23 protein-coding genes and 1 pseudogene are annotated in these 24,331 nt (G+C 69.7%); 14 read left to right on the top strand and 10 right to left on the bottom strand.

The genetic code is table 11. The features are described 5' to 3' along the window. Nucleotides 1-242: 242 nt before the first annotated feature. Nucleotides 243-2,015: a 2-isopropylmalate synthase gene (gene leuA, locus QR77_RS10950; RefSeq protein WP_040021285.1), complete on the top strand. Its 1,773-nt coding sequence runs from the start codon at nucleotides 243-245 to the stop codon at nucleotides 2,013-2,015. A gap of 188 nt (nucleotides 2,016-2,203) precedes the next feature. Then, nucleotides 2,204-2,899 carry a TerB family tellurite resistance protein gene (locus QR77_RS10945; protein ID WP_040027694.1) on the top strand — a complete coding sequence of 232 codons (696 nt, stop codon included), beginning with the start codon at nucleotides 2,204-2,206 and terminating at the stop codon, nucleotides 2,897-2,899. A gap of 158 nt (nucleotides 2,900-3,057) precedes the next feature. Here the strand turns inward: QR77_RS10945 and QR77_RS10940 are convergent, their stop codons facing one another. Next, complete coding sequence (locus QR77_RS10940) at nucleotides 3,058-4,032, bottom strand: TauD/TfdA family dioxygenase (protein ID WP_078876604.1); 975 nt, start codon at nucleotides 4,030-4,032, stop codon at nucleotides 3,058-3,060. Between the two features lie 419 nt (nucleotides 4,033-4,451). Here QR77_RS10940 and recO point away from each other — a divergent pair, with 419 nt between their 5' ends. Continuing rightward, nucleotides 4,452-5,201, top strand: coding sequence for a DNA repair protein RecO (gene recO / locus QR77_RS10935; RefSeq protein ID WP_040027692.1), 750 nt, complete (start codon nucleotides 4,452-4,454; stop codon nucleotides 5,199-5,201). Nucleotides 5,202-5,214: 13 nt separating this feature from the next. Then, a complete protein-coding gene (locus QR77_RS10930) occupies nucleotides 5,215-6,081 on the top strand; it encodes an isoprenyl transferase (RefSeq protein ID WP_040021283.1) in 867 nt (288 codons plus the stop codon). Nucleotides 6,082-6,179: 98 nt separating this feature from the next. Here QR77_RS10930 and QR77_RS10925 read toward each other — a convergent pair whose 3' ends face one another. From QR77_RS10925 to QR77_RS10910, 4 genes are all read right to left on the bottom strand, one after another. Next, nucleotides 6,180-6,620, bottom strand: coding sequence for a transcriptional repressor (locus QR77_RS10925; protein WP_040021281.1), 441 nt, complete (start codon nucleotides 6,618-6,620; stop codon nucleotides 6,180-6,182). 74 nt (nucleotides 6,621-6,694) lie between these two features. Then, entirely contained in the window at nucleotides 6,695-7,633 is a 939-nt protein-coding gene (locus tag QR77_RS10920; RefSeq protein ID WP_052488670.1) for a metal ABC transporter permease, read from the bottom strand. 2 nt (nucleotides 7,634-7,635) lie between these two features. After that, nucleotides 7,636-8,373, bottom strand: a complete 738-nt coding sequence (locus QR77_RS10915) for a metal ABC transporter ATP-binding protein (RefSeq protein WP_236711091.1) — start codon at nucleotides 8,371-8,373, stop codon at nucleotides 7,636-7,638. Between the two features lie 65 nt (nucleotides 8,374-8,438). Continuing rightward, on the bottom strand, nucleotides 8,439-9,428 hold the full coding sequence (locus QR77_RS10910) for a metal ABC transporter substrate-binding protein (protein ID WP_040021279.1): 990 nt from the start codon (nucleotides 9,426-9,428) through the stop codon (nucleotides 8,439-8,441). Nucleotides 9,429-9,572: 144 nt separating this feature from the next. Here QR77_RS10910 and QR77_RS10905 point away from each other — a divergent pair, with 144 nt between their 5' ends. Beyond that, nucleotides 9,573-10,955: a glycine--tRNA ligase gene (locus QR77_RS10905; RefSeq protein WP_040021277.1), complete on the top strand. Its 1,383-nt coding sequence runs from the start codon at nucleotides 9,573-9,575 to the stop codon at nucleotides 10,953-10,955. Between the two features lie 95 nt (nucleotides 10,956-11,050). Continuing rightward, nucleotides 11,051-11,257 carry a hypothetical protein gene (locus QR77_RS10900; protein WP_040021275.1) on the top strand — a complete coding sequence of 69 codons (207 nt, stop codon included), beginning with the start codon at nucleotides 11,051-11,053 and terminating at the stop codon, nucleotides 11,255-11,257. A 72-nt stretch (nucleotides 11,258-11,329) separates the two neighbouring features. Here QR77_RS10900 and QR77_RS10895 read toward each other — a convergent pair whose 3' ends face one another. Both QR77_RS10895 and QR77_RS10890 read right to left on the bottom strand, forming a co-directional pair. Then, nucleotides 11,330-11,914, bottom strand: coding sequence for a TetR family transcriptional regulator (locus tag QR77_RS10895; RefSeq protein WP_040021273.1), 585 nt, complete (start codon nucleotides 11,912-11,914; stop codon nucleotides 11,330-11,332). Nucleotides 11,915-12,005: 91 nt separating this feature from the next. Next, complete coding sequence (locus QR77_RS10890; RefSeq protein WP_040021272.1) at nucleotides 12,006-13,040, bottom strand: aldo/keto reductase; 1,035 nt, start codon at nucleotides 13,038-13,040, stop codon at nucleotides 12,006-12,008. 214 nt (nucleotides 13,041-13,254) lie between these two features. On the opposite strand from QR77_RS10890, the gene QR77_RS10885 reads away from it, so the two are divergent. Beyond that, nucleotides 13,255-13,512, top strand: coding sequence for a DUF6243 family protein (locus QR77_RS10885; RefSeq protein WP_040021271.1), 258 nt, complete (start codon nucleotides 13,255-13,257; stop codon nucleotides 13,510-13,512). A 151-nt stretch (nucleotides 13,513-13,663) separates the two neighbouring features. On the opposite strand, the gene QR77_RS10880 is transcribed toward QR77_RS10885, so the two are convergent. Next, complete coding sequence (locus QR77_RS10880) at nucleotides 13,664-15,064, bottom strand: MFS transporter (protein ID WP_040021265.1); 1,401 nt, start codon at nucleotides 15,062-15,064, stop codon at nucleotides 13,664-13,666. A 218-nt stretch (nucleotides 15,065-15,282) separates the two neighbouring features. On the opposite strand from QR77_RS10880, the pseudogene QR77_RS48500 reads away from it, so the two are divergent. After that, a pseudogene (locus tag QR77_RS48500) lies at nucleotides 15,283-15,558 on the top strand (XRE family transcriptional regulator); the annotation flags it as partial. Nucleotides 15,559-15,690: 132 nt separating this feature from the next. After that, complete coding sequence (locus QR77_RS48495) at nucleotides 15,691-16,239, top strand: hypothetical protein (RefSeq protein WP_236711090.1); 549 nt, start codon at nucleotides 15,691-15,693, stop codon at nucleotides 16,237-16,239. Here QR77_RS48495 and QR77_RS10870 read toward each other — a convergent pair. Next, nucleotides 16,212-17,666, bottom strand: coding sequence for an MFS transporter (locus QR77_RS10870; RefSeq protein ID WP_040021263.1), 1,455 nt, complete (start codon nucleotides 17,664-17,666; stop codon nucleotides 16,212-16,214). The genes QR77_RS48495 and QR77_RS10870 overlap by 28 nt on opposite strands. Before the next feature lie 214 nt (nucleotides 17,667-17,880). On the opposite strand from QR77_RS10870, the gene dusB reads away from it, so the two are divergent. Next, nucleotides 17,881-18,951 carry a tRNA dihydrouridine synthase DusB gene (gene dusB / locus QR77_RS10865; RefSeq protein WP_236711088.1) on the top strand — a complete coding sequence of 357 codons (1,071 nt, stop codon included), beginning with the start codon at nucleotides 17,881-17,883 and terminating at the stop codon, nucleotides 18,949-18,951. 51 nt (nucleotides 18,952-19,002) lie between these two features. Here dusB and QR77_RS10860 read toward each other — a convergent pair whose 3' ends face one another. After that, complete coding sequence (locus QR77_RS10860) at nucleotides 19,003-19,782, bottom strand: GntR family transcriptional regulator (RefSeq protein ID WP_040021261.1); 780 nt, start codon at nucleotides 19,780-19,782, stop codon at nucleotides 19,003-19,005. 408 nt (nucleotides 19,783-20,190) lie between these two features. Here QR77_RS10860 and QR77_RS10855 point away from each other — a divergent pair, with 408 nt between their 5' ends. Genes QR77_RS10855 through QR77_RS10840 form a run of 4 tightly spaced genes read left to right on the top strand, consistent with a single transcriptional unit; the run spans nucleotide 20,191 to nucleotide 24,304 of the window. Next, entirely contained in the window at nucleotides 20,191-21,372 is a 1,182-nt protein-coding gene (locus QR77_RS10855; RefSeq protein ID WP_040021259.1) for an extracellular solute-binding protein, read from the top strand. Then, on the top strand, nucleotides 21,372-22,271 hold the full coding sequence (locus QR77_RS10850; RefSeq protein WP_040021257.1) for an ABC transporter permease subunit: 900 nt from the start codon (nucleotides 21,372-21,374) through the stop codon (nucleotides 22,269-22,271). The genes QR77_RS10855 and QR77_RS10850 overlap by 1 nt, the downstream gene beginning before the upstream one ends. Next, nucleotides 22,259-23,191 (top strand): ABC transporter permease subunit, encoded by a 933-nt coding sequence (locus tag QR77_RS10845; protein WP_040021255.1) that lies wholly within the window; start codon nucleotides 22,259-22,261, stop codon nucleotides 23,189-23,191. The genes QR77_RS10850 and QR77_RS10845 overlap by 13 nt, the downstream gene beginning before the upstream one ends. Nucleotides 23,192-23,197: 6 nt before the next feature. Further along, nucleotides 23,198-24,304, top strand: a complete 1,107-nt coding sequence (locus QR77_RS10840) for an ABC transporter ATP-binding protein (protein WP_052488667.1) — start codon at nucleotides 23,198-23,200, stop codon at nucleotides 24,302-24,304. Nucleotides 24,305-24,331 lie beyond the last annotated feature (27 nt).

Here is a 24,331-nt window from a genome sequence, read left to right as displayed (position 1 = left end):
TGAAATGGAGTGATCCGTCACTGTTCGAGGGTTAACTCCAGGTGATCCCGCATACTGATACGGCCCTTCCCCCGGAAGGAGGCTCGGCTAAAGTACGTGCATCATGCGTTTCGGGCTGCTTCTCCTTAGCTGCCGCGGCGAGGGTCTGTAGTCGTAGGCCGACCCCCTCCCCGCGGAGTCTGGCGTTGCGGTGAACACGTCCCGTCGGCCGTCCCAGCGGACATTCGAGGAGCCCTACGCACATGTCTGATCCTTCAGTCGGTCGCCCCACACCCATCACCAACGCGACCCACACCCAGAAGCCGTCCGGGATGCCGATCCACAAGTACGGCCGCTACGAGGCCGTCCACATCCCCGACCGCACCTGGCCCGAGAACCGCATCACGGTCGCGCCCCGCTGGCTCTCGACGGACCTGCGCGACGGCAACCAGGCACTGATCGACCCGATGTCCCCCGCGCGCAAGCGGGAGATGTTCGACCTGCTGGTACGCATGGGCTACAAGGAGATCGAGGTCGGCTTCCCCTCGTCGGGCGAGACCGACTTCGGGTTCGTACGCTCGATCATCGAAGAGGGCGCGATCCCCGACGACGTGACGATCTCCGTCCTGACCCAGGCGCGCGAGGAGCTCATCGAACGCACGGTGGAATCGCTGCGCGGCGCCCATCGCGCGACCGTGCATCTGTACAACGCCACCGCCCCCACCTTCCGGCGCGTCGTCTTCCGCGGCTCGAAGGAGCAGGTCAAGCAGATCGCCGTGGACGGTACGCGGCTGGTGATGGAGTACGCGGAGAAGATCCTCGGCCCGGAGACGATCTACGGCTACCAGTACAGCCCGGAGATCTTCACCGACACCGAACTGGACTTCGCGCTGGAGGTCTGCGAGGCGGTGATGGATGTCTGGGGGCCCGAGAAGGGGCGCGAGATCATCCTGAACCTGCCCGCCACGGTGGAGCGTTCGACGCCCTCCACACACGCGGACCGCTTCGAGTGGATGTCGCGCAACCTGTCGCGCCGCGAGCATGTGTGCCTCTCCGTGCACCCGCACAACGACCGCGGTACGGCCGTCGCCGCCGCCGAACTCGCGATCATGGCGGGCGCCGACCGTATCGAGGGCTGCCTGTTCGGCCAGGGCGAGCGCACGGGCAACGTCGACCTGGTGACGCTCGGTATGAACCTCTTCTCGCAAGGCGTCGACCCGCAGATCGACTTCTCGCAGATCGACGAGGTCCGCCGCACCAGTGAGTACTGCAACCAGATGGAGATCCACCCGCGCCATCCCTACGCGGGCGACCTCGTCTACACGTCCTTCTCCGGCTCCCACCAGGACGCCATCAAGAAGGGCTTCGACGCCATGGAGGCGGACGCTGCGGCGCGCGGCAAGACGGTCGACGAGATCGAGTGGGCCGTGCCGTACCTGCCGATCGACCCCAAGGACGTGGGCCGTTCGTACGAGGCCGTCATCCGCGTCAACTCGCAGTCCGGCAAGGGCGGCATCGCCTACGTACTGAAGAACGACCACAAGCTGGACCTGCCGCGCCGTATGCAGATCGAGTTCTCCCGGATCATCCAGGCCAAGACCGACGCCGAGGGCGGCGAGATCACTCCGGGCGAGATCTGGGACGTCTTCCAGGACGAGTACCTGCCCGCCCCCGGGTCCGGCGCCGACAGCTCCTGGGGCCGCATCCAGCTCCGTTCCGGCCAGTCCACGACCGACAAGGACGGCCAGGACAGCCTGACCGTCCAGGCGGTCGTCGACGGGACCGACGTGCTGCTCACCGGCACCGGCAACGGCCCCATCTCGGCCTTCTTCGAGGCGCTGGCCGCCGTGGGCGTGGACGCGCGGCTGCTGGACTACCAGGAGCACACCATGAGCGAGGGCGCGCGGGCCCAGGCCGCCTCGTACATCGAGTGCGCGATCGGCGACAAGGTGCTCTGGGGCATCGGGATCGACGCGAACACCACGCGCGCCTCACTCAAAGCGGTCATCTCCGCGGTGAATCGCGCGACTCGCTGAATCCGCCGCCCATCCCGCGCTGACCTGAGGCTTTACGAACCCCGTCCACCGGAAACGGTGGACGGGGTTCGGCCATGTCGTGGCTGTCTCGTGACTATCTCGTGCCAGGGTGCTGACGCCGCGTGGCCGATGTGGCTAACATCACGTCAACCCGGCAATGATGCCGAAGCGTTACGGAGGTGCGCGACGTGCTGCCAGCTCAAGGATCACGCGGCCGAAAACTGCGCCTCTGGGGCATTCGTACTTCCTGGAACACCGTAGGTGACGGGGAGTTCTTCTGCCCCGACTGCGGAGGCGACCGCAACTACCGCCGCCGCACCGGCCGTCGCCGCTTCACCGTCCTCGGCGTACCGCTGGTCTCGCGCGGATCCGCCGGTCCCGTCGTCGAATGCGCCGCCTGCCACGCGCACTTCGCCACCGACGTCCTCGACCACCCCACCACGGTCCGGTTCTCGGCGATGCTGCGTGACGCCGTGCACACGGTCGCGCTCGCCGTCCTCGCGGCCGGCGGCACCTCGAACCGTACGGTCGTCGAGACCGCGGCGGTCACGGTCAGGGCGGCCGGGTTCGAGGACTGCACCGAGGACCAGCTCACGGAACTCGTCGAGGCGCTCGCAGCCGACACGGGCCGCTTCGTCATCGACCCGGGCCCCTGCGGCGCGGCGCTCGCCATCGAGCTCCACGAGTCACTCGAACCGCTCGCGCCCCACCTGGCCCCGACGGGCCGCGAGTCGATCGTGCTCCAGGGCGCCAGGATCGCGCTGGCGGACGGACCGTACAGCCCGGCGGAGCGCGAGGTGCTGACGACGGTGGGCGGTGCGCTGCAGCTCTGCACGGACGACACGGCGAGGTTGCTGCTGGCGGCGTCGCGTACGCCGTCCTGAGCGGGCTCTAGAGCCTTCCAGGCCCGCTGTGGGGCCCTGGGAGCACCTCAGAGGTCCCGGAGGTCCCCCGGGTGCCCGGAGGGCCCCGAAGCCCCGTTTCCGGCCCGCCTGCCCCCCTCGCTTCCGCCGCCGGACCGCCGGGCCGCCGGATCCGCGCCTCAGAAGGGCCGGTCGCCCGCGATCGCCACTCGTTCGGCCACGCGGGGGTGCGGCGCGTAGTCGTTGACCGCGTAGTGCTGGGTCGCCCGGTTGTCCCAGAACGCGATGTCGCCCGCCTGCCAGTGGAACCGCACCTGGTACTCCGGCACATGGGCCTGCTGGAACAGCAGCTTCAGCAGCCGGTCGCTCTCCTCCTGCTCGAAACCCACTATCCGGGTGGTGAAGGAGGCATTGACGAACAGCATGCGCCGGCCGGTCTCCGGATGGCGTCGCACCACGGGGTGTTCGACCGGCGGGAACGTCTCCTGGAACGCGGCCAGTTCGGCGGTCGGATAGAACCGGCTGAAGCCCGGGATGAAGTCGTGGACGGCACGGGCACCGTCGATGCGGGACCGTACGTCCGCGGGCAGGTTGTCGTACGCCGCTGCCATGTCGGCCCACATGGTGTCGCCGCCCGTCGGCGGCACCTCGCGCAGTTGCAGTACGGCGCCCATCGCCGGCCGCTCGCGGAAGGTCACATCCGTGTGCCAGATGTTCTCGAAGGTGGGGCTCGCCGTACGGCCGAAGCGCACCACGTCCGCGCTGTCGCCGGTTGCCAGCAACGGATTGGTCTCCAACTCGCCCCAGTTCAGGGCGAACGCACGCTGCGCCTCGGACGACAGGTGCTGTCCCCGGAAGAAGACCACCTTCCACTCCAGCAGGGCGCGGTTGATCTCCTCCAGTACGGCGGGAGCCTGCGGGCGGGAGAGGTCCAGGCCGTGGATCTCGGCGCCGATGGTGCGTCCCAGCGGGACGACGTCGAAGGCGGTGTACGGGCGGTCCGCCCAGTCCGCCGGGGTACGGCGCAGCTCGCGGGGGCCTTCGTAGAGACCGTCGGCCGGGATGCGGTGGTCGCGCAGAACGGCGCCGGCGGCAGCGTCGGCGGCAGGAGCGGCGGCAGGGACAGCGGCGGCGGATTCGGTGACCGTGGTCATGTTTCTCCTGTGAACGGGCGGGCCCGGGTGCCGGAAAGCAGGAAAGGACCCGCAAGTGGGGGAGGAGGTACGTGAGGCCGTACGGAGAGCGCGGGGGAGCGCGGTCAGGGTCGACCGGGGCCCGGACGCTTCCGCCGGATCAGGAAGAGGCCCACGAGGGCGTCAGACGCGACAACAGCGCCGCAACGGGCCGAGCGTCAGGCGCGACAACAGGAACGGCAGGAACAACAGAGAAGGGCCGGCGGGGAACCCACCCGGCCGCGGCGGCGCAGGAAGCTGCGGCCGCGAGGTGCGCACTCACCGCGAGGGTCGCTGTGGAGCGACTCCACTGCGCGGAGGTTCGAGTACGTGCTCATGCCCGGCACAGTACCCCCTCACCGCCGACCGGCGTCCTGAGGTCATGCGGGAGAATGGCGCTCATGAGTCTTTTCCGGGACGACGGCGTTGTGCTGCGCACCCAGAAGCTCGGTGAGGCCGACCGCATCATCACGCTTCTGACCCGCGGCCATGGCCGCGTCCGCGCCGTCGCACGGGGAGTGCGGCGTACGAAGTCGAAATTCGGGGCCAGGCTCGAACCCTTCTCGCACGTCGATGTGCAGTTCTTCGCACGGGGCAGTGAACTGATCGGACGGGGACTGCCGCTCTGCACCCAGAGTGAGACCATCGCTCCGTACGGTGGCGGAATCGCCGCCGACTACGCGCGCTACACGGCGGGTACGGCCATGCTGGAGACCGCCGAGCGGTTCACCGACCACGAGGGCGAGCCGGCCGTGCAGCAGTACCTACTGCTCGTCGGCGGGCTGCGGACGCTGGCGCGCGGCGAGCACGCGCCCCATCTGATCCTCGACGCCTTCCTGCTGCGCTCCCTCGCGGTCAACGGTTACGCGCCGAGCTTCGACGACTGCGCGAAGTGCGGTCTCGACGGACCGAACCGGTTCTTCTCCGTCGCTGCGGGCGGAGTCATATGCGGCGACTGCCGGGTACCCGGCAGCGTCGTACCCTCGGCGGAGGCCGTCGGACTGCTCAGCGCGCTGCTGACCGGTGACTGGGAGACGGCGGACGCGTGCGAGGCACGGCATGTCAGAGAGGGAAGCGGGCTGGTGTCCGCGTATCTCCACTGGCATCTGGAGCGCGGTCTGCGCTCGCTGAGGTACGTAGAAAAGAACTAGGAGACAAGAGCGCATGGCACGACGCGGAATTCTGGGGCGTTCCCGCCGCGAGTACAAGACGCCGGAGCCGCACCCCTCGGGGGCGCGCCCGCCGCTGATCCAGAGCGAGCTGGTGCCGAAGCACGTGGCCGTCGTGATGGACGGGAACGGGCGCTGGGCCAAGGAGCGCGGCCTGCCGCGTACGGAGGGCCACAAGGTCGGTGAGGGCGTGGTCCTCGACGTACTCAAGGGCTGTCTGGAGATGGGCGTCAAGAACCTCTCGCTCTTCGCCTTCTCCACCGAGAACTGGAAACGCACACCCGACGAGGTGCGCTTCCTGATGAACTTCAACCGCGACGTCATCCGCCGCCGTCGCGACGAGATGAACGAACTGGGCATCCGCATCCGCTGGGTCGGCCGGATGCCGAAGATGTGGAAGTCGGTCGTCCAGGAACTCCAGGTCGCGCAGGAACAGACCGTGGACAACGACGCGATGACGCTCTACTTCTGCGTCAACTACGGCGGGCGCGCCGAGATCGCCGACGCCGCGCGGGCGCTGGCCGCCGATGTGGCGTCCGGGAAGCTCGACCCGTCGAAGGTCAACGAGAAGACCTTCGCGAAGTACATGTACTACCCGGACATGCCCGACGTGGACCTCTTTCTGCGTCCGAGCGGCGAGCAGCGCACGTCCAACTACCTGATCTGGCAGAGCAGCTACGCCGAGATGGTCTTCCAGGACGTGCTGTGGCCGGACTTCGACCGGCGTGATCTGTGGCGTGCCTGCCTGGAGTTCGCCTCCAGGGACCGCCGCTTCGGGGGCGCGCTGCCGAACGCGGAGTCCAGCCAGGACATACAGGAGCAGGACGAACAGCAGGGCGACGATCGGGGCGACGAGGAGTAGTAGTACCGGCGGCGGAAGAGCCGAAGCGGCCGGGTGGCGGCGGTACGGGCGGGGGAGCCGGCGGATCAGCCGGCCACCGCCGGCGCCACCGCCCGCCGTCAGTTCTTCGCCGCCGCCTCCGCGCACTCGGCGCACGTACCGAAGACCTCCACCGTGTGCGCCACCGCCACATAGCCGTGCTGCGCCGCGATGGTCTCGGCCCACTGCTCGACGGCCGGCCCCTCGACCTCGACGGCCTTGCCGCACATCCGGCAGACCAGATGGTGGTGGTGGTCGCCGGTCGAGCAGCGCCGGTACACGGACTCGCCGTCGTTCGTCCGCAGGACATCGACCTCGCCCGCGTCGGCGAGGTTCTGCAGGGTGCGGTAGACGGTGGTCAGACCGACCGAGTCACCCCGGTGCTTGAGCACGTCGTGGAGTTCCTGCGCGCTGCGGAACTCGTCCACCTCGTCCAGCGCGGCCGCCACCGCGGCACGCTGACGGGTCGATCGGCCGCGCACGGGGGCTGTACTTGATCCACTGCTGGGCGCAGTCGCCACGGGTGCCTCCTCGCCTCTGCCCGTAACCGTCGGGCGTTGCCCCTTGTCCGTCGGGCCATTCTGCCAGTTCGCGGTCAGACCGGGACGTCGTCCGCCGGGCGCTGCCCGGCGGGTACATCCATTGTGCGCCCATCCGTGCAACCGCCCGTACTGCCGTTCGGGTACGCATCCTTCGGCGCCTCCACCGCTCCCGCCACCCGGGTCCGCCGTCTCGCCAGCGGAGTGGCGGCGACGGTGAGCACCACGAACAAGCCGATCGCCAGCAGCACGATCGTCGCGCCGGGCGGCACGTCCTGGTAGTACGAGGTGACCGTGCCGGCCAGCGTCACCGCCGTACCGATCACGACCGACAGTACGAACGTGACCGCGAACGACCTGCTGACCTGCTGCGCGGCCGCCACCGGCACCACCATCAGGGCGCTGACGAGCAGCAGTCCCACGACCCGCATGGCCACGGTGACCGTCACGGCCGCCGTTACCGCGATCAGCAGGTTGTAGGTACGCACGGGCAGCCCGGTGACCCGCGCGAACTCCTCGTCCTGGCTGATCGCGAAGAGCTGCCGCCGCAGCCCCACGGTGACCAGCACCACAAAGGCCGCCAGCACACAGATCGTGGTCACGTCCGCGGGCGAGACGGTCGACAGCGAGCCGAAGAGGTACGAGCTGAGGACGCCGGTGGAGCCGTCCGGCGCGAGATTGATCAGCAGCACCCCGCCCGACATGCCGCCGTAGAAGAGCATGGCCAGCGCGATGTCGCCGCGCGCGCGGCCGTACGTCCTGATCAGCTCCATCGTGACCGCGCCGAGGACCGATACGAGCGTCGCCATCCACACGGGGCTCGTGGAGAGCAGGAAGCCGAGGCCGACACCGGTGAGCGCGACATGTCCGATGCCGTCGCCCATGAGGGCCTGCCGGCGCTGTACGAGGTAGATGCCGATGGCGGGCGCGGTGATGCCGACGAGGACGGCGGCGAGCAGGGCCCGCTGCATCAGGGCGGTCTGGAGAATTTCCATGATCAGATCAGTGGTCCTGTGCGCTCGGCGGCGTGGGCGAGGCCCGGGTGGGGATCCGGGTGGCCGGCGTCCGGGTGGGCGGGGCCAGGGGGTCCGTCGTGCACCACGACACCGTCGCGCAGCACCACCGTACGGTCGATGAGCGGCTCCAGCGGGCCCAGTTCATGGAGGACCAGCAGCACGGTCGTACCGGCGGCGACCTGTTCGCGCAGCGTCGCCGCGAGGATCCGCTGGCTGGCCACGTCGACGCCCGCCATCGGCTCGTCCATGATCAGCAGGTCGGGGGTGCCGGCGAGCGCCCTGGCGATCAGTACGCGCTGGTGCTGGCCGCCGGAGAGCGTGCCGACGGAGTCCTTGGCGCGGTCGGCGAGCCCGACGATCTCGATGGCCCGCTGGACGGCGGCGCGATCGGCCCGGGTGGGCCACCCCAGCTTCCTGCGCGAGAGCCGGCCGGAGGAGACGATCTCGCGAACCGTCGCGGGTACGCCGCCGGAGGCGGTGGTGCGCTGCGGTACGTAACCGATACGCGCCCAGTCGCCGAAGCGGCGCAGCGGCGTCGAGAACAGCTCTATCCCGCCGCCGGCCAGCGGGGTCCGGCCGAGGATCGCCCGTACGGTGGTGGACTTGCCCGAGCCGTTGGCGCCGAGCAGGGCGACGACCTCGCCCCGGTGCACGGTGAGGTCGACGCCGTGCAGCACCTGGCGGGAACCGAGGGTGGCGGTGGCGGCGCGTACGGAGATGACGGCCTCCGCGCCCGGGGCCGGCTGATCCGGCCGGGCTTCCGGCGTTGTCCCGGTGGGGCGGGTCACTTCGCGCCCAGCGCTTTCCGCAGCGCGGCCAGGTTGGACCGCATGACCTGGAGGTAGTCGTCGCCCTTGGAAGAGTCCGTGATGCCCTCCAGCGGATCGAGGACGTCGGTCCGCAGACCCGCGTCGTCCGCGACGGTTCTGGCGGTCCTGTCGCTGGTGAGGGTCTCGAAGAACACGGTGGTGACCTTGTCCCGCTTCGCTATGGCGCCCAGATCCCTGATCCTGGCCGGGCTCGGCTCGGACTCGGGGTCGATGCCGGTGATGGCTTCCTGTTCGAGCCCGTACCGCTCGGCGAGGTAGCCGAAGGCGGCATGGGTCGTGATGAACGTCCTGCCGCCGGTGTCGGCCAGGCCCTGCTTGTACGAGGTGTCGAGGGCGCTCAGGTCCTTGACCAGGCTTCCGGTGTTACGGCGGTACGCGGCGGCGTGGTCCGGGTCGGCCTTTTCCAGCGCGGCGCCGACGCCGTTCGCGACCTCGGTGAACTTCACCGGATCCAGCCAGATGTGCGGGTCGGTTCCGGCCGCTGTGGCTTCCGCCCGCTCGGCGTCCCGGGTCTCCTCACGGGCGCCGGCCTCGGTGCCGTGCCTCTCCATCGCGGTGAGCGAGGCCGCGTCGACGACGTTCTTCACGCCGGACTGGGCGATCGCGTCGTCGACGGCGGGCTGGATCCCCTTGAGGTAGAGGACGACATCCGCCTCGCCCAGATCGGCGGCCTGGCGCGGGGCCAGCTCCAGGTCGTGCGGCTCGACCCCCGGCTTGGTGAGCGTCGTGACGGAGACATGGTCGCCGCCTATTCGCTCGGCCAGGTACCGCATGGGGTAGAACGACGCCGTCACCGCCAGCTTGCCGCCGCTCTTCTTCGCTGAGGCGTCGGCGGTGCCGGCGCTGTCGGTGGAGTCGAAGGCGGCACAGGCGGACAGCGCCACCAGGCCGAGCGAGAGCGCTCCGGCGAGGATGGCGGAGGATATGAGGCGTCGTGCGTTCATGACAGTCATTTTCAACAAAATTGGAAACGATTGTCAACAACGCATACCTGGCTGCCTTGCCACCCACCGATTTGATCCAGGGGGTGCGCCCGCCGCTAATCTGAGGCATTAGCCGTTCGCCGTTGTCGTAATGAAGAGAGCACCGTGGCCGCCGACAAGATCGACACCATCGTCAACCTGAGCAAGCGCCGTGGCTTCGTCTACCCGTCCAGTGAGATCTACGGCGGTCAGCGGGCCGCCTGGGACTACGGGCCGCTCGGAGTCGAGCTGAAGGAGAACCTGAAGCGTCAGTGGTGGCGCCACATGGTCACCTCGCGGGAGGACATTGTCGGTCTTGACTCGTCGGTGATCCTGGCCACCGAGGTCTGGGAGGCGTCGGGCCATGTCGCGACGTTCACCGACCCGCTGACCGAGTGCACCTCCTGCCACAAGCGCTTCCGGGCCGACCACCTGGAAGAGGCGTACGAGGAGAAGCACGGCAAGCCCCCCGTGAACGGGCTCGCCGACCTGAACTGCCCGCACTGTGGCAACAAGGGCACCTTCACCGAGCCCAAGGCGTACTCCGGCCTGCTCTCCACGCATCTCGGCCCGATGCAGGACAGCGGTTCCGTCGCCTACCTGCGGCCCGAGACCGCGCAGGGTATTTTCACCAACTTCGCCCAGGTGCAGCAGACCTCGCGCAAGAAGCCGCCGTTCGGCATCGCGCAGATGGGCAAGTCCTTCCGGAACGAGATCACTCCGGGCAACTTCATCTTCCGCACCCGTGAGTTCGAGCAGATGGAGATGGAGTTCTTCGTCAAGCCGGGCGAGGACGAGAAGTGGCACGAGTACTGGATGGAGCAGCGCTGGAACTGGTACCGCGACCTGGGCATGCGTGAGGAGAACATGCGCTGGTTCGAGCACCCGAAGGAGAAGCTCTCCCACTACTCGAAGCGCACCGTCGACATCGAGTACCGCTTCTCGTTCGGCGGGAGCGAGTGGGGCGAGCTGGAGGGTCTGGCGAACCGCACCGACTACGACCTCTCCGTGCACGCCAAGGCCTCCGGCCACGACCTGGCGTACTTCGACCAGGAGGCCGGCGAGCGCTGGACGCCGTACGTCATCGAGCCGGCCGCCGGTGTGGGCCGCGCCATGCTCGCCTTCATGCTCGACGCGTACAACGAGGACGAGGCGCCCAACGCGAAGGGCGTGCTGGAGAAGCGCACCGTGATGCGTCTCGACCCGCGCCTCGCGCCGGTCAAGGTCGCCGTGCTGCCGCTGTCCCGTAACCCGCAGCTCTCGCCCAAGGCCAAGGGCCTCGCCGAGGACCTGCGGCGCAACTGGAACATCGAGTTCGACGACGCCGGCGCCATCGGCCGCCGTTACCGCCGCCAGGACGAGATCGGTACGCCGTTCTGTGTGACGGTCGACTTCGACACCCTGGACGACAACGCGGTGACGGTCCGCGAGCGCGACACGATGCAGCAGGAGCGTGTCTCGCTGGACCAGATCCAGTCCTACCTGGGCGGCCGCCTCCTCGGCTGCTGACGCGGTCGATTACGGTCGTGGATCGAAGCCCCCGGTTCCGATACGGAACCGGGGGCTTCGTCGCAGACTGGACTCACCGTCAACAGGAGGCACGGATGCCATCCCCGACCACAAGCAAGGTCAGCCGATGGGACCAGCAGGGACGTGAGCACGTCGTGCGCGTCCAGAAGGCAGGTGTGGAGCGGTCGTTGATATGTGACACCTGCGACTGGCGCAAGAGCGCGCAGTTCCTGCCCTGGCTCAAGGCCGAGGAACACCTCGCCGAGGCGCACCAGGCGACGGTGGACCCGACAGCGGGTTGACCGGCGCCACCGGGTGCCCCCGGCAGGGCCGTTGCGGCCGTCCGGGCCGGTACGGGCCCGGGCCGCCGGGGCTCAGCTGCGCAGCCCGCGCAGCACCAGATCGCACACGGCGCCGAACTCGTCTTCCACGGTGGGCCGTTGCCACTCCGAGGCGTACCCCGGGTCGTGGAAGCGGGCCGTGGCGGCGAAGACGGCACCCGCCGAGCCCGCCGGGTCCGGCGCGCTGAACTCGCCCGCGCGCACGCCCTCTTCGAGGATCCGGGTGAGCTGTCCGGTCAGTATCCCGAGGTGAGCCTCGATCACCCCGCCGCTCCCCTCGCCCAGTTCGTTGTACGTGGCGAACATCTCCGGGTCGCCGCCGGCCTTGCGTCGCTTGGAGTCGAAGAGGGCCAGCAGCCAGTGGCGCAGCTTCTCGGGGGTGTCCGCCGCCGGAGCCTCGGTGATCTCTTCGAGCATGGCCTCTGTCCGCCGCAGCCAGCGCGCGGTGACCGCCTCGCGCAGCGCCGCCTTCGTACGGAAGTGGCGGTAGACGCTGCCGTGGCTGACGCCGAGCACCCTCGCCACATCGACCACCGTGGCCTTGGCGGGGCCGTAGCGGCGCAGAACCTCTTCGGTGGCTTCGAGGATCCGCTCGGCGGTCAGGGTCTCGGCGGCCATGGCATGTCCGACCTTTCGTGGCTCGTGTCGGCGGAACGGACAACTGACATTACCTGTCAGGTCCACTCGCCCGCGGCGACTGCCACAACTGTCAGCGCTCGCTGTCCAGGGAGCCCATCTGCGCCGACGGGTAGCGGTCGCCCGCGGCGGAGTCCGCCGGGACCGCCCGCTCGATCGCCGCGAGGTCGTCGGCGTCCAGCGTGAGGTCGAGAGCGCCCAGGCTCTCGGCCAGCCGGTCGGGACGGCGGGCGCCGATCAGCGGGACGATGTCCTCGCCACGGGAGAGCACCCAGGCGATGGCTATCTGCGCGACGGTGGCGCCCTTCCGCTCGGCTATGGCGCGCAGGGACTCGACCAGGCTCAGGTTGTGCCGGAGGTTGTCGCCCTGGAAGCGCGGACTCATGGTCCGGAAGTCGTCGGCCGTCAGCTCCCGGTCGCTGCTGAAGTGGCCGCTGATCAGGCCGCGTGAGAGCACGCCGTACGCCGTGACGCCGATGCCCAGCTCGCGGACGGTCGGCAGGATCGACTCCTCGATCCCACGGGTGATCAGCGCGTACTCGATCTGGAGGTCGGCTATCGGTGCGGTGGCGGCGGCCCGGCGAATGGTCTCGGCGCCCACCTCGGAGAGGCCGATGTGGCGGACGTGCCCCGCCTTGACCAGCTCGGCGATGGCACCGACGGTCTCCTCGATCGGGACGCCGGGGTCGACGCGGGCGATCCGGTAGATGTCGATGTGGTCGACGCCGAGGCGCTGCAAGGAGTAGGCCGCGAAGTTCTTCACGGCCGCCGGTCGTCCGTCGTAGCCGCTCCAGCCGCCGTCCGGGTCGCGCAGGGCGCCGAACTTGACGCTGAGCAGGGCCTTGTCGCGAGCGCCGGCCGGGGCGGTGCGCAGCGCTTCGCCGACCAGGAGTTCGTTGTGCCCCATGGCATAGAAGTCGCCGGTGTCGAGCAGGGTGACGCCCGCGTCCAGGGCGGCATGGACGGTCGCGATGGAGGTGGCGCGGTCCACCTCGCCGTACACCGCGGACATGCCCATGGTGCCGAGGCCGAGTGCGGAGACCTGAGGTCCTGTGGTGCCGAGGCGACGGCTAGGGATGCGGCTCGGGGTTGCGGGAGAAGTAGTCATGACTCGACTATGGCATGACGGATGACAGATTTCAATATCTGTCACTCGTTAGGCGTAGGGATGGTGGCGGGGAAAAATCGGTGACCGGCCGCAGCCGCCCGGTGGTAGCGTCTCGGGCATGTTCTTCCAGATCTACGAGTGAGAGCGCGGCGGTCACGGCCCGCCCCTCACCGACGAATCCGCAGATCACTTCTCATCACTTCGGGAGAGCCCCGTGGCAAAGAGCCGCAACAACCTTCTCGGCGTGGGCGGACAGCGTAAGAAGCTGTCCCGTGGCGACCAGCAGGGCAGCACCCCCGCCCGCGACGCCAACCGCAAGGTCGCCGCCGACCAGAAGCAGGAGCTGCTGCGCAAGATGCGCGAGCGCGCGTCGGGCCAGGCCGGCGAGACCGCGCCGGGCGAGCAGGCCGGCCAGCAGGAGGGCGCGACCCCGGCGGCCACGCCGTCCGGCGACGCCGCCCCGCGGAGCTGACGCGCGTACCCCTTACGCAGGACGTGCGGGACGTGCGGGAGACGCAGGACACGTACGACGCACAAGGCGGGCCCGGACCACCTCGGTGGTCCGGGCCCGCCCGCATTCCGGGTCCGCCCTCATGTGACCGGACACCCGTGGGCTGCCGCCCTCAGCTCACCGAGCGCGGCAGCCGCATGCTCAGCAGCCCCGTCAGCAGGATCACGCCCGACTGAACCACCAGCGTGACGGTGAGCGCCTCGTGCATCCCCACCGATCCCACCAGGCTCAGGAAGAGCGTCCCGAGGGTGGCCACACCCAGGGCCAGCGACGCCTGCTGCGCCGTGACCATCACACCGCTGCCCACGCCGGCCCGCTCGGGCGGCACGTCGGAGAGCACGATCCGGAAGAGATTCGGCAGTTGCAGGCCCTGGCCGAGACCGGCCACCGCCATGCCGGGCAGCAGATCGAGACTGCCGACCGAAGGCCAGTCCGACCAGATACGCCAGATCAGCAGCGCGACGCCGACGAACTGGATCGCGGCGCCGACCGTCAGCACCGGCGTACCGAAGCGCTTGATCAGCCGTGGACCCGCCAGTGAAGCCCCGAAGAACGTCACGGCCAGCGGGACCAGCGCCAGTCCGGAGGCGACCGCGCTCATCCCCAGTCCCTGCTGGAGAGCGATGGCGACCACGAACATGAAGCCGCCGAAGCTGATCGAGAACGGCACCGCGAGCGTGACCCCGCGCCGCAGCGACACCAGCCGGAACAGGCTCGGCGGCAGCAGCGGGGTCCGGCCCATCCGGTCCTCGCGCCGCTCCACCCACAGGAAGGCCGCGGTCGACACAGGGAACAGCGCCAGCGCGATCCAGGTCCACAGGGGCCAGCCGGCCGCCCTGCCCTCCGAGAGCGGCGCCAGCAGCGTCACCAGCGCGACGGTCAGCAGGACCGTGCCTGGTATGTCGACGGGCGCCGGCTTCTGGGACCTGGTCTCGGGCACCGAACGGACCGCCAGGAACAGACCCACGATCGCGACCGGCACATTCACCAGGAAGATCGCACGCCAGCCGCTGCCGCCGATGTTCGCGGCGACAAGCACGCCGCCGAGGATCTGACCCACCACCATGGCGAGGCCTGCGGTCGCGCCGTACAGGCTGATCGCCCGAGCCCTGCGCTGACCGGTCGTCGTCGAGTGGATGGTGGCGAGCACCTGCGGCAGCATCAGCGCGGCGGAGGCGCCCTGGGCCACCCGGGCGGCGACCAGCGTCCAGGCGTTCGGTGCGAGACCGCAGGCGAGCGAGGTGAAGCCGAAGGCGGCGATGCCGGCGATGAAGAGCTTTCGGCGGCCCAGCGTGTCTCCGAGCCGGCCACCGAGGACGAGCAGTACGGCGTACGCCACGCCGTACCCGGCGACCACCAGTTCCAGCAGGGCGGGGCCCGCCGAGAGGTCCTTGTCGATGGTCGGCAGGGCGACATTGACGATGAAGAAGTCGATCAGGGGCAGTGCGGCCCCGAGGAGCAGGGTGAGCAGCCCCAGGGCGCCGAGCACGGGCCCGCTGTGGTCATGGACCACCGGGTCGGCGACCGGCCGCTCGGCCGCGCCGGTTGCCGTGCCCGTTGTCGTGCCGGCTGTCGTGCCTGTGGAGGTCGTGGGTGGCGCTGCTGACGTGGGTTGGGATGCGGTACTCACGCAGCCAACCTTCACCCTCTTCGCAACCTGGTACCAGAGTGTCTTTATCCTGGTAGAGGAAGTACCTGGCAATGGTCTGAGATTTCCGGCAGTGTTATTCCATGACCCTCAGCGCGCAGCCGTCCGGACAGAAAGAGCGACCAGACCAGGAAGAACGGGCAGACCAGCAACAGCGGGAACCGGACATCCGCCGCCACGAACTGGCGGCCTTCCTGCGCAGCCGCCGCGAGCGCATCACCCCGGAGCAGGTCGGCCTGGAGCGCGGTGTGCGCCGCCGTACGCCCGGACTTCGTCGAGAGGAGGTCGCGCACCTCTCGGCTGTCGGCGTCACCTGGTACACCTGGCTCGAACAGGCCCGCGACATCCAGGTCTCCGGCCAGGTCCTGGACGCACTGGCCCGCGCGCTGCTGCTCGACCCCACCGAGCGGCACCATCTCTTCTCACTGGCCGGCGCCGCCGACCCCGCCCCCGGCACGCCCTGCGCCACCATCACCCCCGCGCTGCGGGGGATGCTGGAGCGCCTTGAGCCCTTCCCGGCCTGTGTGCAGAACAGCCGGTACGACATCCTCGCGTACAACCGCACCTACGGGCTCCTGATGTGCGACCTCGACGCCATCCCGCCCGAGGACCGTAACTGCATGCTGCTCGCCTTCACCAACGACGAGTGGCGCTCCGCGCTCACCAATCATGACGAGACGGTCGCCATGATGGCGGCCAAATTCCGCGCCTCCATGGCCGAGCACCTCGCCGAGCCCGCCTGGAAGGCGCTGCTCGGCCGGCTCCGGGCGGTGTCGCCGGAGTTCTGCGAGATCTGGGAGCGGCACGAGGTCGTCGGCAACAGCGACAAGGTCAAGCGGATCGACAACGCCCATGTCGGGCTGGTCAATCTCGAACACACCAACCTCTGGCTCGGCCCCGCTTCCGGTCCCCGGCTCGTCACCTACGTGCCCGTGGACGACAAGACCAGGGCGCGGCTGGAGCGGCTCCAGGAGATGAGCCACCTTCAGGAGATGAGCCGGCTCCAGGAGCTTCAGGCCCTGGTCCCCGCCGACGCCTGAGGGACGGCGGCGGGCTCCAGCCGTTCGGCGTTGCGCAGCGCCGTCCCCGTGGCCCATCGCCCGCTGGTCAGGAGCCCCACGAGCAGGACAGCGACGCCCGCCCCCGTGATGATCCACCAGGCGGGCTGGGCGGCGTGGGCGAAGGTGGCGCTGTACGACGACGTCACGATCCGCGAGGCCAGCACGGCCCCCACCACAGCGACGCCCAGCGTCTGCCCGATCTGCCGGCTGGTCGAGGCGACGGACGCGGCAACACCCGCCTGGGAGCGGGGCATTCCGGATACGGCGGTGTTGGTGATCGGCGCGTTGACCATGCCGAAGCCCATCCCGAACAGGACATAGCCGGGGAAGAGCAGCAGATTGTCCGTCTCGGCGCCGAACCCCGCGAACAGCAGCCCGCTCACCGTCATCGCGACCCCGGCGATCAGCAGCGGCAGCCGGGGCCCGCGCCCGCCGACGAGCCGACCCGACAGCGGTGCGCAGATGAATGTCATGGCGGCCATCGGCAGCATGAAGAGCCCCGCGTGCAGCGCCGAGAGCCCGCGTACGTTCTGCAGGTAGAGCGTGTTCAGGAAGAGGAATCCGCCGAGCGAGCCCGAGGCGCACACGGCGATCACCGTGGCCCCGCTGAACGGCGCGCTGCGGAAGAACCGCAGGTCGATCAGTGGCTCCTCGCGCCTCGGCTCGTACCAGAGCAGACCGAGCAGCGAGAGAACGGCGACAGCGGTGAAGGCCAGGATCACCGGCGAGGTCAGGCCCGCGTCCGGCAGTTCGATGATCGCGTAGGTCAGCGCGCCGAGCAGGCCGATGACCAGAACCTGTCCCACGGGGTCGGGGCGCCGCGGCTTCGGGGCGCGCGACTCGGGGACGTACCGCCAGGTCAGCAGCAGTGCGGCGATCCCGACCGGGATGTTGACCCAGAAGATCGCCCGCCAGCCGACCGAGTCCACCAGCAGCCCGCCGATCACTGGCCCGGCCGACATCGAGATACCCACGGTGGCGCCCCACGCCCCGATGGCCCGCGCCCGCTCGCGCGGTTCGGTGAAGGTGTTGGTGATGATCGACATCGCGACGGGGTTGAGCATCGAGCCGCCGACGGCCTGGACCATCCGGAAGGCGACCAGCGACTGCAGGTTCGGCGCCACCGAGCAGAGCAGCGAGCCCAGCGTGAAGATGATCAGCCCGGCCTTGAAGACCCTGCGCCTGCCGATCCGGTCGGCGGTGGATCCCGCGAGCATCAGCAGCGAGGCGAGGACGAGGGTGTAGGCGTCGATCGTCCACTGAAGTCCGGATACGGATGCGTGGAGTTCTCGCTGCATGGACGGCAGGGCGACATTGAGGACGGTGTTGTCCAGGCTGACGATCAGCAGACTCATGCAGCAGATCGCCAGCACCAGAAGACGCCGTCGGCGGCTGAGCTCGGGCATGCACCGATAGTACGTCTAACTAACAACCTGCCTGTACGCCACAATCATCTCTGGCCGCGCGGTGCGCGACAATGGCCGAATGACTGCTCAGCTCGACTTGCCCACGGCAGCCGCGTCCCCGGTGGCCGCGCCCGCCGCCCCGACCGCCACGCTTCCCGCGCCGTCGCTGGCCATCGGCCCGTACGCCGTGTCCCCACCGGTGGTACTCGCGCCCATGGCGGGGATCACGAACGCGCCGTTCCGCACGCTCTGCCGGGAGTTCAGCGGCGGCAAGGGCCTCTTCGTGAGTGAGATGATCACCACACGGGCGCTGGTCGAGCGCAATGAGAAGACGATGCAGCTCATCCGCTTCGACGCGAGCGAGACGCCGCGCTCCATCCAGCTCTACGGAGTGGATCCGGTCACCGTCGGCAAGGCCGTCCGCATGATCGTGGACGAGGACCTGGCCGATCACATCGACCTCAACTTCGGCTGCCCGGTGCCCAAGGTGACCCGCAGGGGCGGTGGCTCGGCCCTCCCGTACAAGCGTCCCCTGCTGCGGGCGATCCTCCGCGAAGCGGTGTCGAACGCCGGTGAGCTGCCGGTCACCATCAAGATGCGCAAGGGCATCGACGACGACCACATGACGTACCTCGACGCGGGACGCATCGCGGTCCAGGAGGGCATCACCTCCGTCGCGCTGCACGGCAGGACGGCGGCGCAGCACTACGGCGGTACGGCCGACTGGGACGCGATCGCCCGGCTCAAGGAGCATGTCCCCGAGATCCCGGTGCTCGGCAACGGTGACATCTGGTCGGCGGACGACGCGCTGCGGATGGTCCGCGAGACGGGCTGCGACGGGGTGGTCGTGGGGCGCGGCTGCCTGGGCAGGCCCTGGCTCTTCGGCGATCTGGTCGGCGCGTTCGAGGGTACGGGCGCCTCCGCGCGGCCGGCGCTGCGTGAGGTCGCCGCCGTCATGCGGCGCCACGCCGAGCTGCTGGGGGAGTGGATGGGGGACGAGGCGCGCGGCGTGATCGACTTCCGTAAGCACGTGGCCTGGTACCTGAAGGGCTTCGCGGTCGGCTCGCAGCTCCGCAGGGAGCTGGCGATCACCTCGTCGCTCGCCGAGATGGACGCACTGCTGGGCGAGTTGGACCTGGACCAGCCCTGGCCGGACGGCGCCGACGGGCCGCGCGGACGCAGCTCCGGCAACAACCGGGTGGTGCTGCCCGACGGCTGGCTGAAGGACCCGTACGACTGCGCGGGCATCGGCGCGGACGCGGAGCTGGACACGTCGGGCGGCTGACGCCTTCCCGTACGGGGAGCGGCGCGTAAGCCCCTCGTTAGCCTGCCCCCGTCAGCCTCGCCCCGGCTGCTGGGCGGCGGCCGGCATGTCCGGCCCCGCGTGGCGCTCCAGCGGGGTGGCGGCCGCCGAGTTGGAGACGCTGAAGGCCACGCTGCCCGCGCGGTAGCGGTCGTCGGTCCACTCGATGGGCCGGCCGGCCGCCGTGTACGTGAGGTAGCGCTGCCTGAGCAGCGGGCTGCCCCGGCGTACGGACAGCAGCCTGGCGTCCTCGCTGCCCGCCGCCACCGCGTCGAGCAGGTGCTCGCCGTAGTGCGCGACGATGCCGGCGCTCGAAGCGATGCTGTTCATGATCGACACGCAGTCGTCCGGCAACTCCCGCACGGCGGGCGCGACCCAGTCGGTGTACGCGGTGCGCTCGACCAGCACCGGGTCCCCGTCCAGACGGCGCAGTCGCAGTACGTACAGCACCTCGCTGCCCGGTGCGACCCCGAGCCGGGACGCCTCTTCGTCGGTCGCCGGGCGGGTCGTACGGCTGAGCATGAGGCTGGAGACCTCGCAGCCCATCGCCTGCGCCCACTGCGCGAAGCTGTTGAGTTGCTGGAAGCTGTGGCGCCGCTCCTGGCGCAGTACGACGCGTCTCGCGCCCTGCCGCGAACCGATCAGGCCCTCGGAGGCGAGCAGCCCCACCGCCTGGCGGACGGTGCCGCGCGACGCCGACCAGCGGGCGGCGAGATCGCTCTCGGAGGGCAGCCGGCCGCCGACCGGATACTCGCCGCGGAGAATCGACTGCCGCAGCGCTTCCGCGATCTCCAGATAGCGTGAACTGCCCACGCCTGCCCCCTCGCTCGGTGACGGTCCTGATTGGTGACGGTCCGTCCGGGCCGGTGGTCGTGCCGGCCCCGCGGAACCTCCGCGCCGCTCTCCGTACCGGACCGAAGCTCTGCTCCGGTCTCTTCAGGTCTCTGGAACTGTGCACAGATATGGATGCCCGTAAGCGATCCGTTCTTCACTCTAACCGCACACGAAAACGGTCGAAGCTACCCCCTCCCGGTGCGGGACAATCATCGGATTCCCCCGAAGAAGCTGCACTGATCAGGTAGTTTGTGTGTTTTTAGGTCTTCCTTCCTTCGTGCAGTGAACTACACCCGACGTTAACTCGACAGACACCTTGACCGGGCGAACTAATGCCAGCTTGTATGAACAAGTGAAACCCTCTTTGCTTCCCCTGGGAGACACAGCGTGCCCCGATCCAAGGTCCGATCCAAGGTCCGCGCCCACGGCAGGCTGGTAGCCGCCCTGGCGCTCGGCACCGCCGCCCTCACCGCGCTCAGCGCCTGCGGCGCCAAGCCCACGCCCGCGGCCGACGCCGCCGCCCCCGGCGGTGTGAAGGCGAGTGCGGCCACCTCCGTCTCCGACTTCGGCTCCATGAAGGACCTCGTCGCCGCCGCCGAGAAGGAAGGCACGCTCAACGCGATAGCCCTCCCGCCGGACTGGGCGAACTACGGCGAGATCATCAAGGCGTTCGAAGCCACGTACAAGGTCAAGGTCAAGGACGAGACGCCGGACGCCGCCAGCGCCGACGAGATCAACGCGATCAAGTCCCGCCAGGGCCAGGACCGCGCCCCCGACGTCGTCGACCTCGGCATCCCCTTCGACCGCAGCGGCGCCGCCGAGGGCCTCTTCGCCCCGTACAAGGTCGCCACCTTCGACCAGATCCCGGCCGCCCAGAAGGACCCGAACGGCGACTGGTACAACGACTACGGCGGCTACATCTCCATCGGCTGCGACGCCTCGCGCATCAAGGTCTGCCCGACGACCTTCGCCGATCTCCTCAAGCCCGAGTACAAGGGCAAGGTCGCCCTCAACGGCAACCCGAACAAGTCCGGTTCGGCCTTCGGCGGCGTGTACGCGGCGGCCATCGCCAACAAGGGCAGCTTCACCGACATCCAGCCCGGCATCGACTTCTTCGGCAAGCTGAAGAAGAGCGGCAACTTCGTCCCCGTCGAGTCCACCCCGGCGACGGTCGAGAAGGGCGAGACGCCCATCTCCATCGACTGGGACTACCTCAACGCCAGCTACGCGGGCGAGTTCAAGAGCAAGGGCCTCGACTGGAAGGTCGCCGTACCCACCGACGGTGTGTACGCCCAGTACTACTCGCAGGCCATCAACAAGGGCGCCCCGCACCCGGCGGCCGCCCGCCTGTGGATGGAGTTCCTCTACAGCGCCAAGGGGCAGAACCTCTTCCTCAGGGGCTTCGCCCGGCCCGTCCTTCTCCCGTCGATGACGACGGACGGCACGGTCGACAAGAACCTCGTCGCCAACCTCCCCAAGGTCGAGGGGACTCCGGCCTTCCCGAAGTCCGCCGACCTCGACAAGGTGAAGGCCGTCCTCGCCCAGAACTGGGACAAGGCTGTCTCCTGATGCCGGTCCCCACCACCCTGCCCGCACCGGGCACCGCCGACGGCAAACGCCGTCGGCGGCGGGCGTCGCGCGTCTGGCTCGGCACCCTCCCGCTCCTCGTCTTCGCCGGGATCTTCTTCGGCCTGCCCGTCGGCGCCGTGCTGTACGGAGCCGTCACCACCACCGACCCGGTCAGCCACGTCACCACGGCGACCGGCGCGAACCTCAGCACCTCGCTGGAGGGCGCGTACCTCACCTCGCTGACCGGCAGCATCGAACTGTCGGCGCTGACCGCGGCCGTCGGCACGGTCCTCGGCATGTTCATCGCCCAGGCCGTCGTCACCTCGCGCCGGGGCGGACTGCGTGACTCCGTCCTCACCGCGTCCGGCGTTCTCGCCAACTTCGGCGGTGTCCCGCTGGCCTTCGCCTTCGTCGCCACCCTCGGCATCTCCGGCGTGGTCACCCAGATCGCGCACCTCGACGCCCTCGGCTGGAGCCTCTACACCTTCACCGGGCTGAGCATCGTCTACCTGTACTTCCTCGTGCCGCTGATGGTGCTGGTCAGCGTCCCGGCGCTGGACGGTCTGCGCCCGCAGTGGCGGGAGGCCGCACAGAACGCCGGGGCCACCCCCTGGCAGTTCTGGCGCCATGTGGGACTGCCGGTCCTCGCGCCCACCCTGCTCGGCGGGTTCGTCCTGCTCTTCGGCAGCGCCTTCGCCGCTTACGCCACCGCCGCCGCGGTCTCCGGCGGTTCCCTGCCCCTCGTCACCCTGAAGATCGCTGACGCGCTGTCGGGCAATGTGCAGGTCGGCCAGGAGAATGTGGCGCTCGCACTGAGCCTCGACATGATCGTGATCGCCGGTGTGGTCATGGCGGTCTATCTGCCCCTCCAGCGACGGAGCACCCGATGGCTGCACTGACCCCCAGCGCGCCCGCGGCGCCCACCACGAACACCTCGCCCGCCGCACCCGAAGGGCGGGTCCGGCGGCGTGCGCGTCCCCGCGTCTGGCGCGGCGCGGTCCTCGGGCTCGCCGCTGTCTACTTCCTCGTACCGCTGCTCGCCTCGTTCATCTTCACCGTCCACACGCCCGGACAGGGCATCGACTTCGGCGCTTACACCGGGATCCTCTCCGCCGACGGCTTCTCGCAGAGCCTGTTGCTCTCGCTCGGGCTCGCCGCTGCGACCATCGTGCTCTCCCTGCTGCTGACCGTGCCAGCGATGGTCGCGATACGGATCGGCGCGCCCCGGCTGCGGCCCGTCGTCGAGGTCGTCTGCATGCTGCCGCTCGTCGTGCCGCCGATCGCCATGGTCAGCGGGATCACGACCGTGCTGCGCTGGGGACCCGAGTACCTCTCGACGACGCCGCTCTACACGACGTTCATCACGGTGCAGAACGAGTCGTTCCCGCTGGTCCTGGTGTTCTCCTACACCGTGCTCGCGCTGCCGTTCGTCTACCGCTCGCTGGACGCGGGGCTGCGCGCCGTCGACATCACCACCCTGGTCGAGGCCGCCCGTAACTGCGGGGCGAGCATGCCGTACGTGGTGCTGCGCGTCATCGTCCCGAACCTGCGGTCGTCGCTGGCCGGGGCCTCCTTCCTCACGCTGGCGCTGGTCCTCGGCGAATACACCATCGCCGCGCTGCTCGGCTTCCAGCCCTTCGCCGTGTGGATCGTCTCCATCTCCGGATCCGAGGCGCAGACGTCGGTCGCCGTGTCCCTGCTCAGCCTGCTGATCGCCTGGGTGCTGCTGCTGGTCCTCTCCCGCGCCGGTACCCGGACAGCGGCCGGCGCCTCGGCCGTCCCCGCCCCCGCCCCCACGCCCGCCTCCGTCAAGGAGTAGCCACCCATGTCATCCACCTCCATATCCACGGCGAAAGCGGAGCGGCAGGAGCAGGGTCCCGGCGCGCTGGTCGAATTCCGGGGCCTGCGCCGGGCGTTCGGCCCCACCGTCGCCCTCGACGGGCTCGACCTGACGGCCAGGCCCGGCGAACTCCTCGCTCTCCTCGGCCCCTCGGGCTGCGGCAAGACCACGGCCCTGCGCGTCCTCGCCGGCTTCGAGCACCCCGACGCGGGTGACGTACTGGTCGACGGCGAGGACATCACCCTCGTACCGGCCAACCGGCGCGACGCGGGCATGGTCTTCCAGTCGTACAGCCTCTTCCCGCACCTCAGCGCCCGCGACAACGTCGCCTTCGGGCTGCGCGTACGGAAGGTCGGGGCGCCCGAGCGGCGCGCCCGCGCCGCCGAGCTCCTCGAACTCGTCGGCCTTCCCGAGCACGGCGACCGCTTCCCGCACCAGATGTCGGGCGGCCAGCAGCAGCGCGTCGCGCTGGCCCGCGCGCTCGCGCTGCGCCCGCGCGTCCTGCTGCTCGACGAACCGCTGTCGGCACTCGATGCCAAGGTCAGGCTGACACTCCGTGAGGAGATCAAGCGGCTCCAGATGTCGCTGGGCATCACCACCATCTTCGTCACCCACGACCAGGAGGAGGCGCTCTCCATGGCCGACCGGGTCGCTGTGCTCAACGCCGGCCGCCTGGAGCAGTGCGCGCCGCCCGCGGAGCTGTACGAGCGCCCCGCCACGCCCTTCGTCGCCGAGTTCGTCGGCACGATGAACCGGCTGCCGGGACGGCTCACCGACGGCGGCCGCGTCGAGGTCGCGGGCACCGCGCTGCCGGTGGACGGCGAGATCCCGGCAGGCGGCGGCGGTGTCGAGGTGCTGATCCGCCCCGAGAACATCACCGCCACGCCCGACCCCGAGGGCACCGCCACGGTCGTCTCGGCCTCCTTCTTCGGCTCGGTCACGCGCGTGCTGCTCGACCTGCCGGGCGGTGGTTCGGTGAAGGCCGACCTGCCGTCGCGCGACGCGGGCGCGCTGACGCCCGGCGTACGGGCGACGGTCAGGCCCGCCGAGCGTCCGGTACTGGTGGTGGCGGTTGCCGGGGAGGGCGCGTGAGCGACGCCCAGGCGGCTCCGGCGGGCG

Origin of the sequence: Streptomyces sp. 150FB (genome assembly GCF_000818195.1) — a bacterium.
In the GTDB taxonomy this organism is placed as follows: Bacteria; Actinomycetota; Actinomycetes; order Streptomycetales; family Streptomycetaceae; genus Streptomyces.
This window is presented reverse-complemented; position numbering and strand designations above follow the sequence as displayed.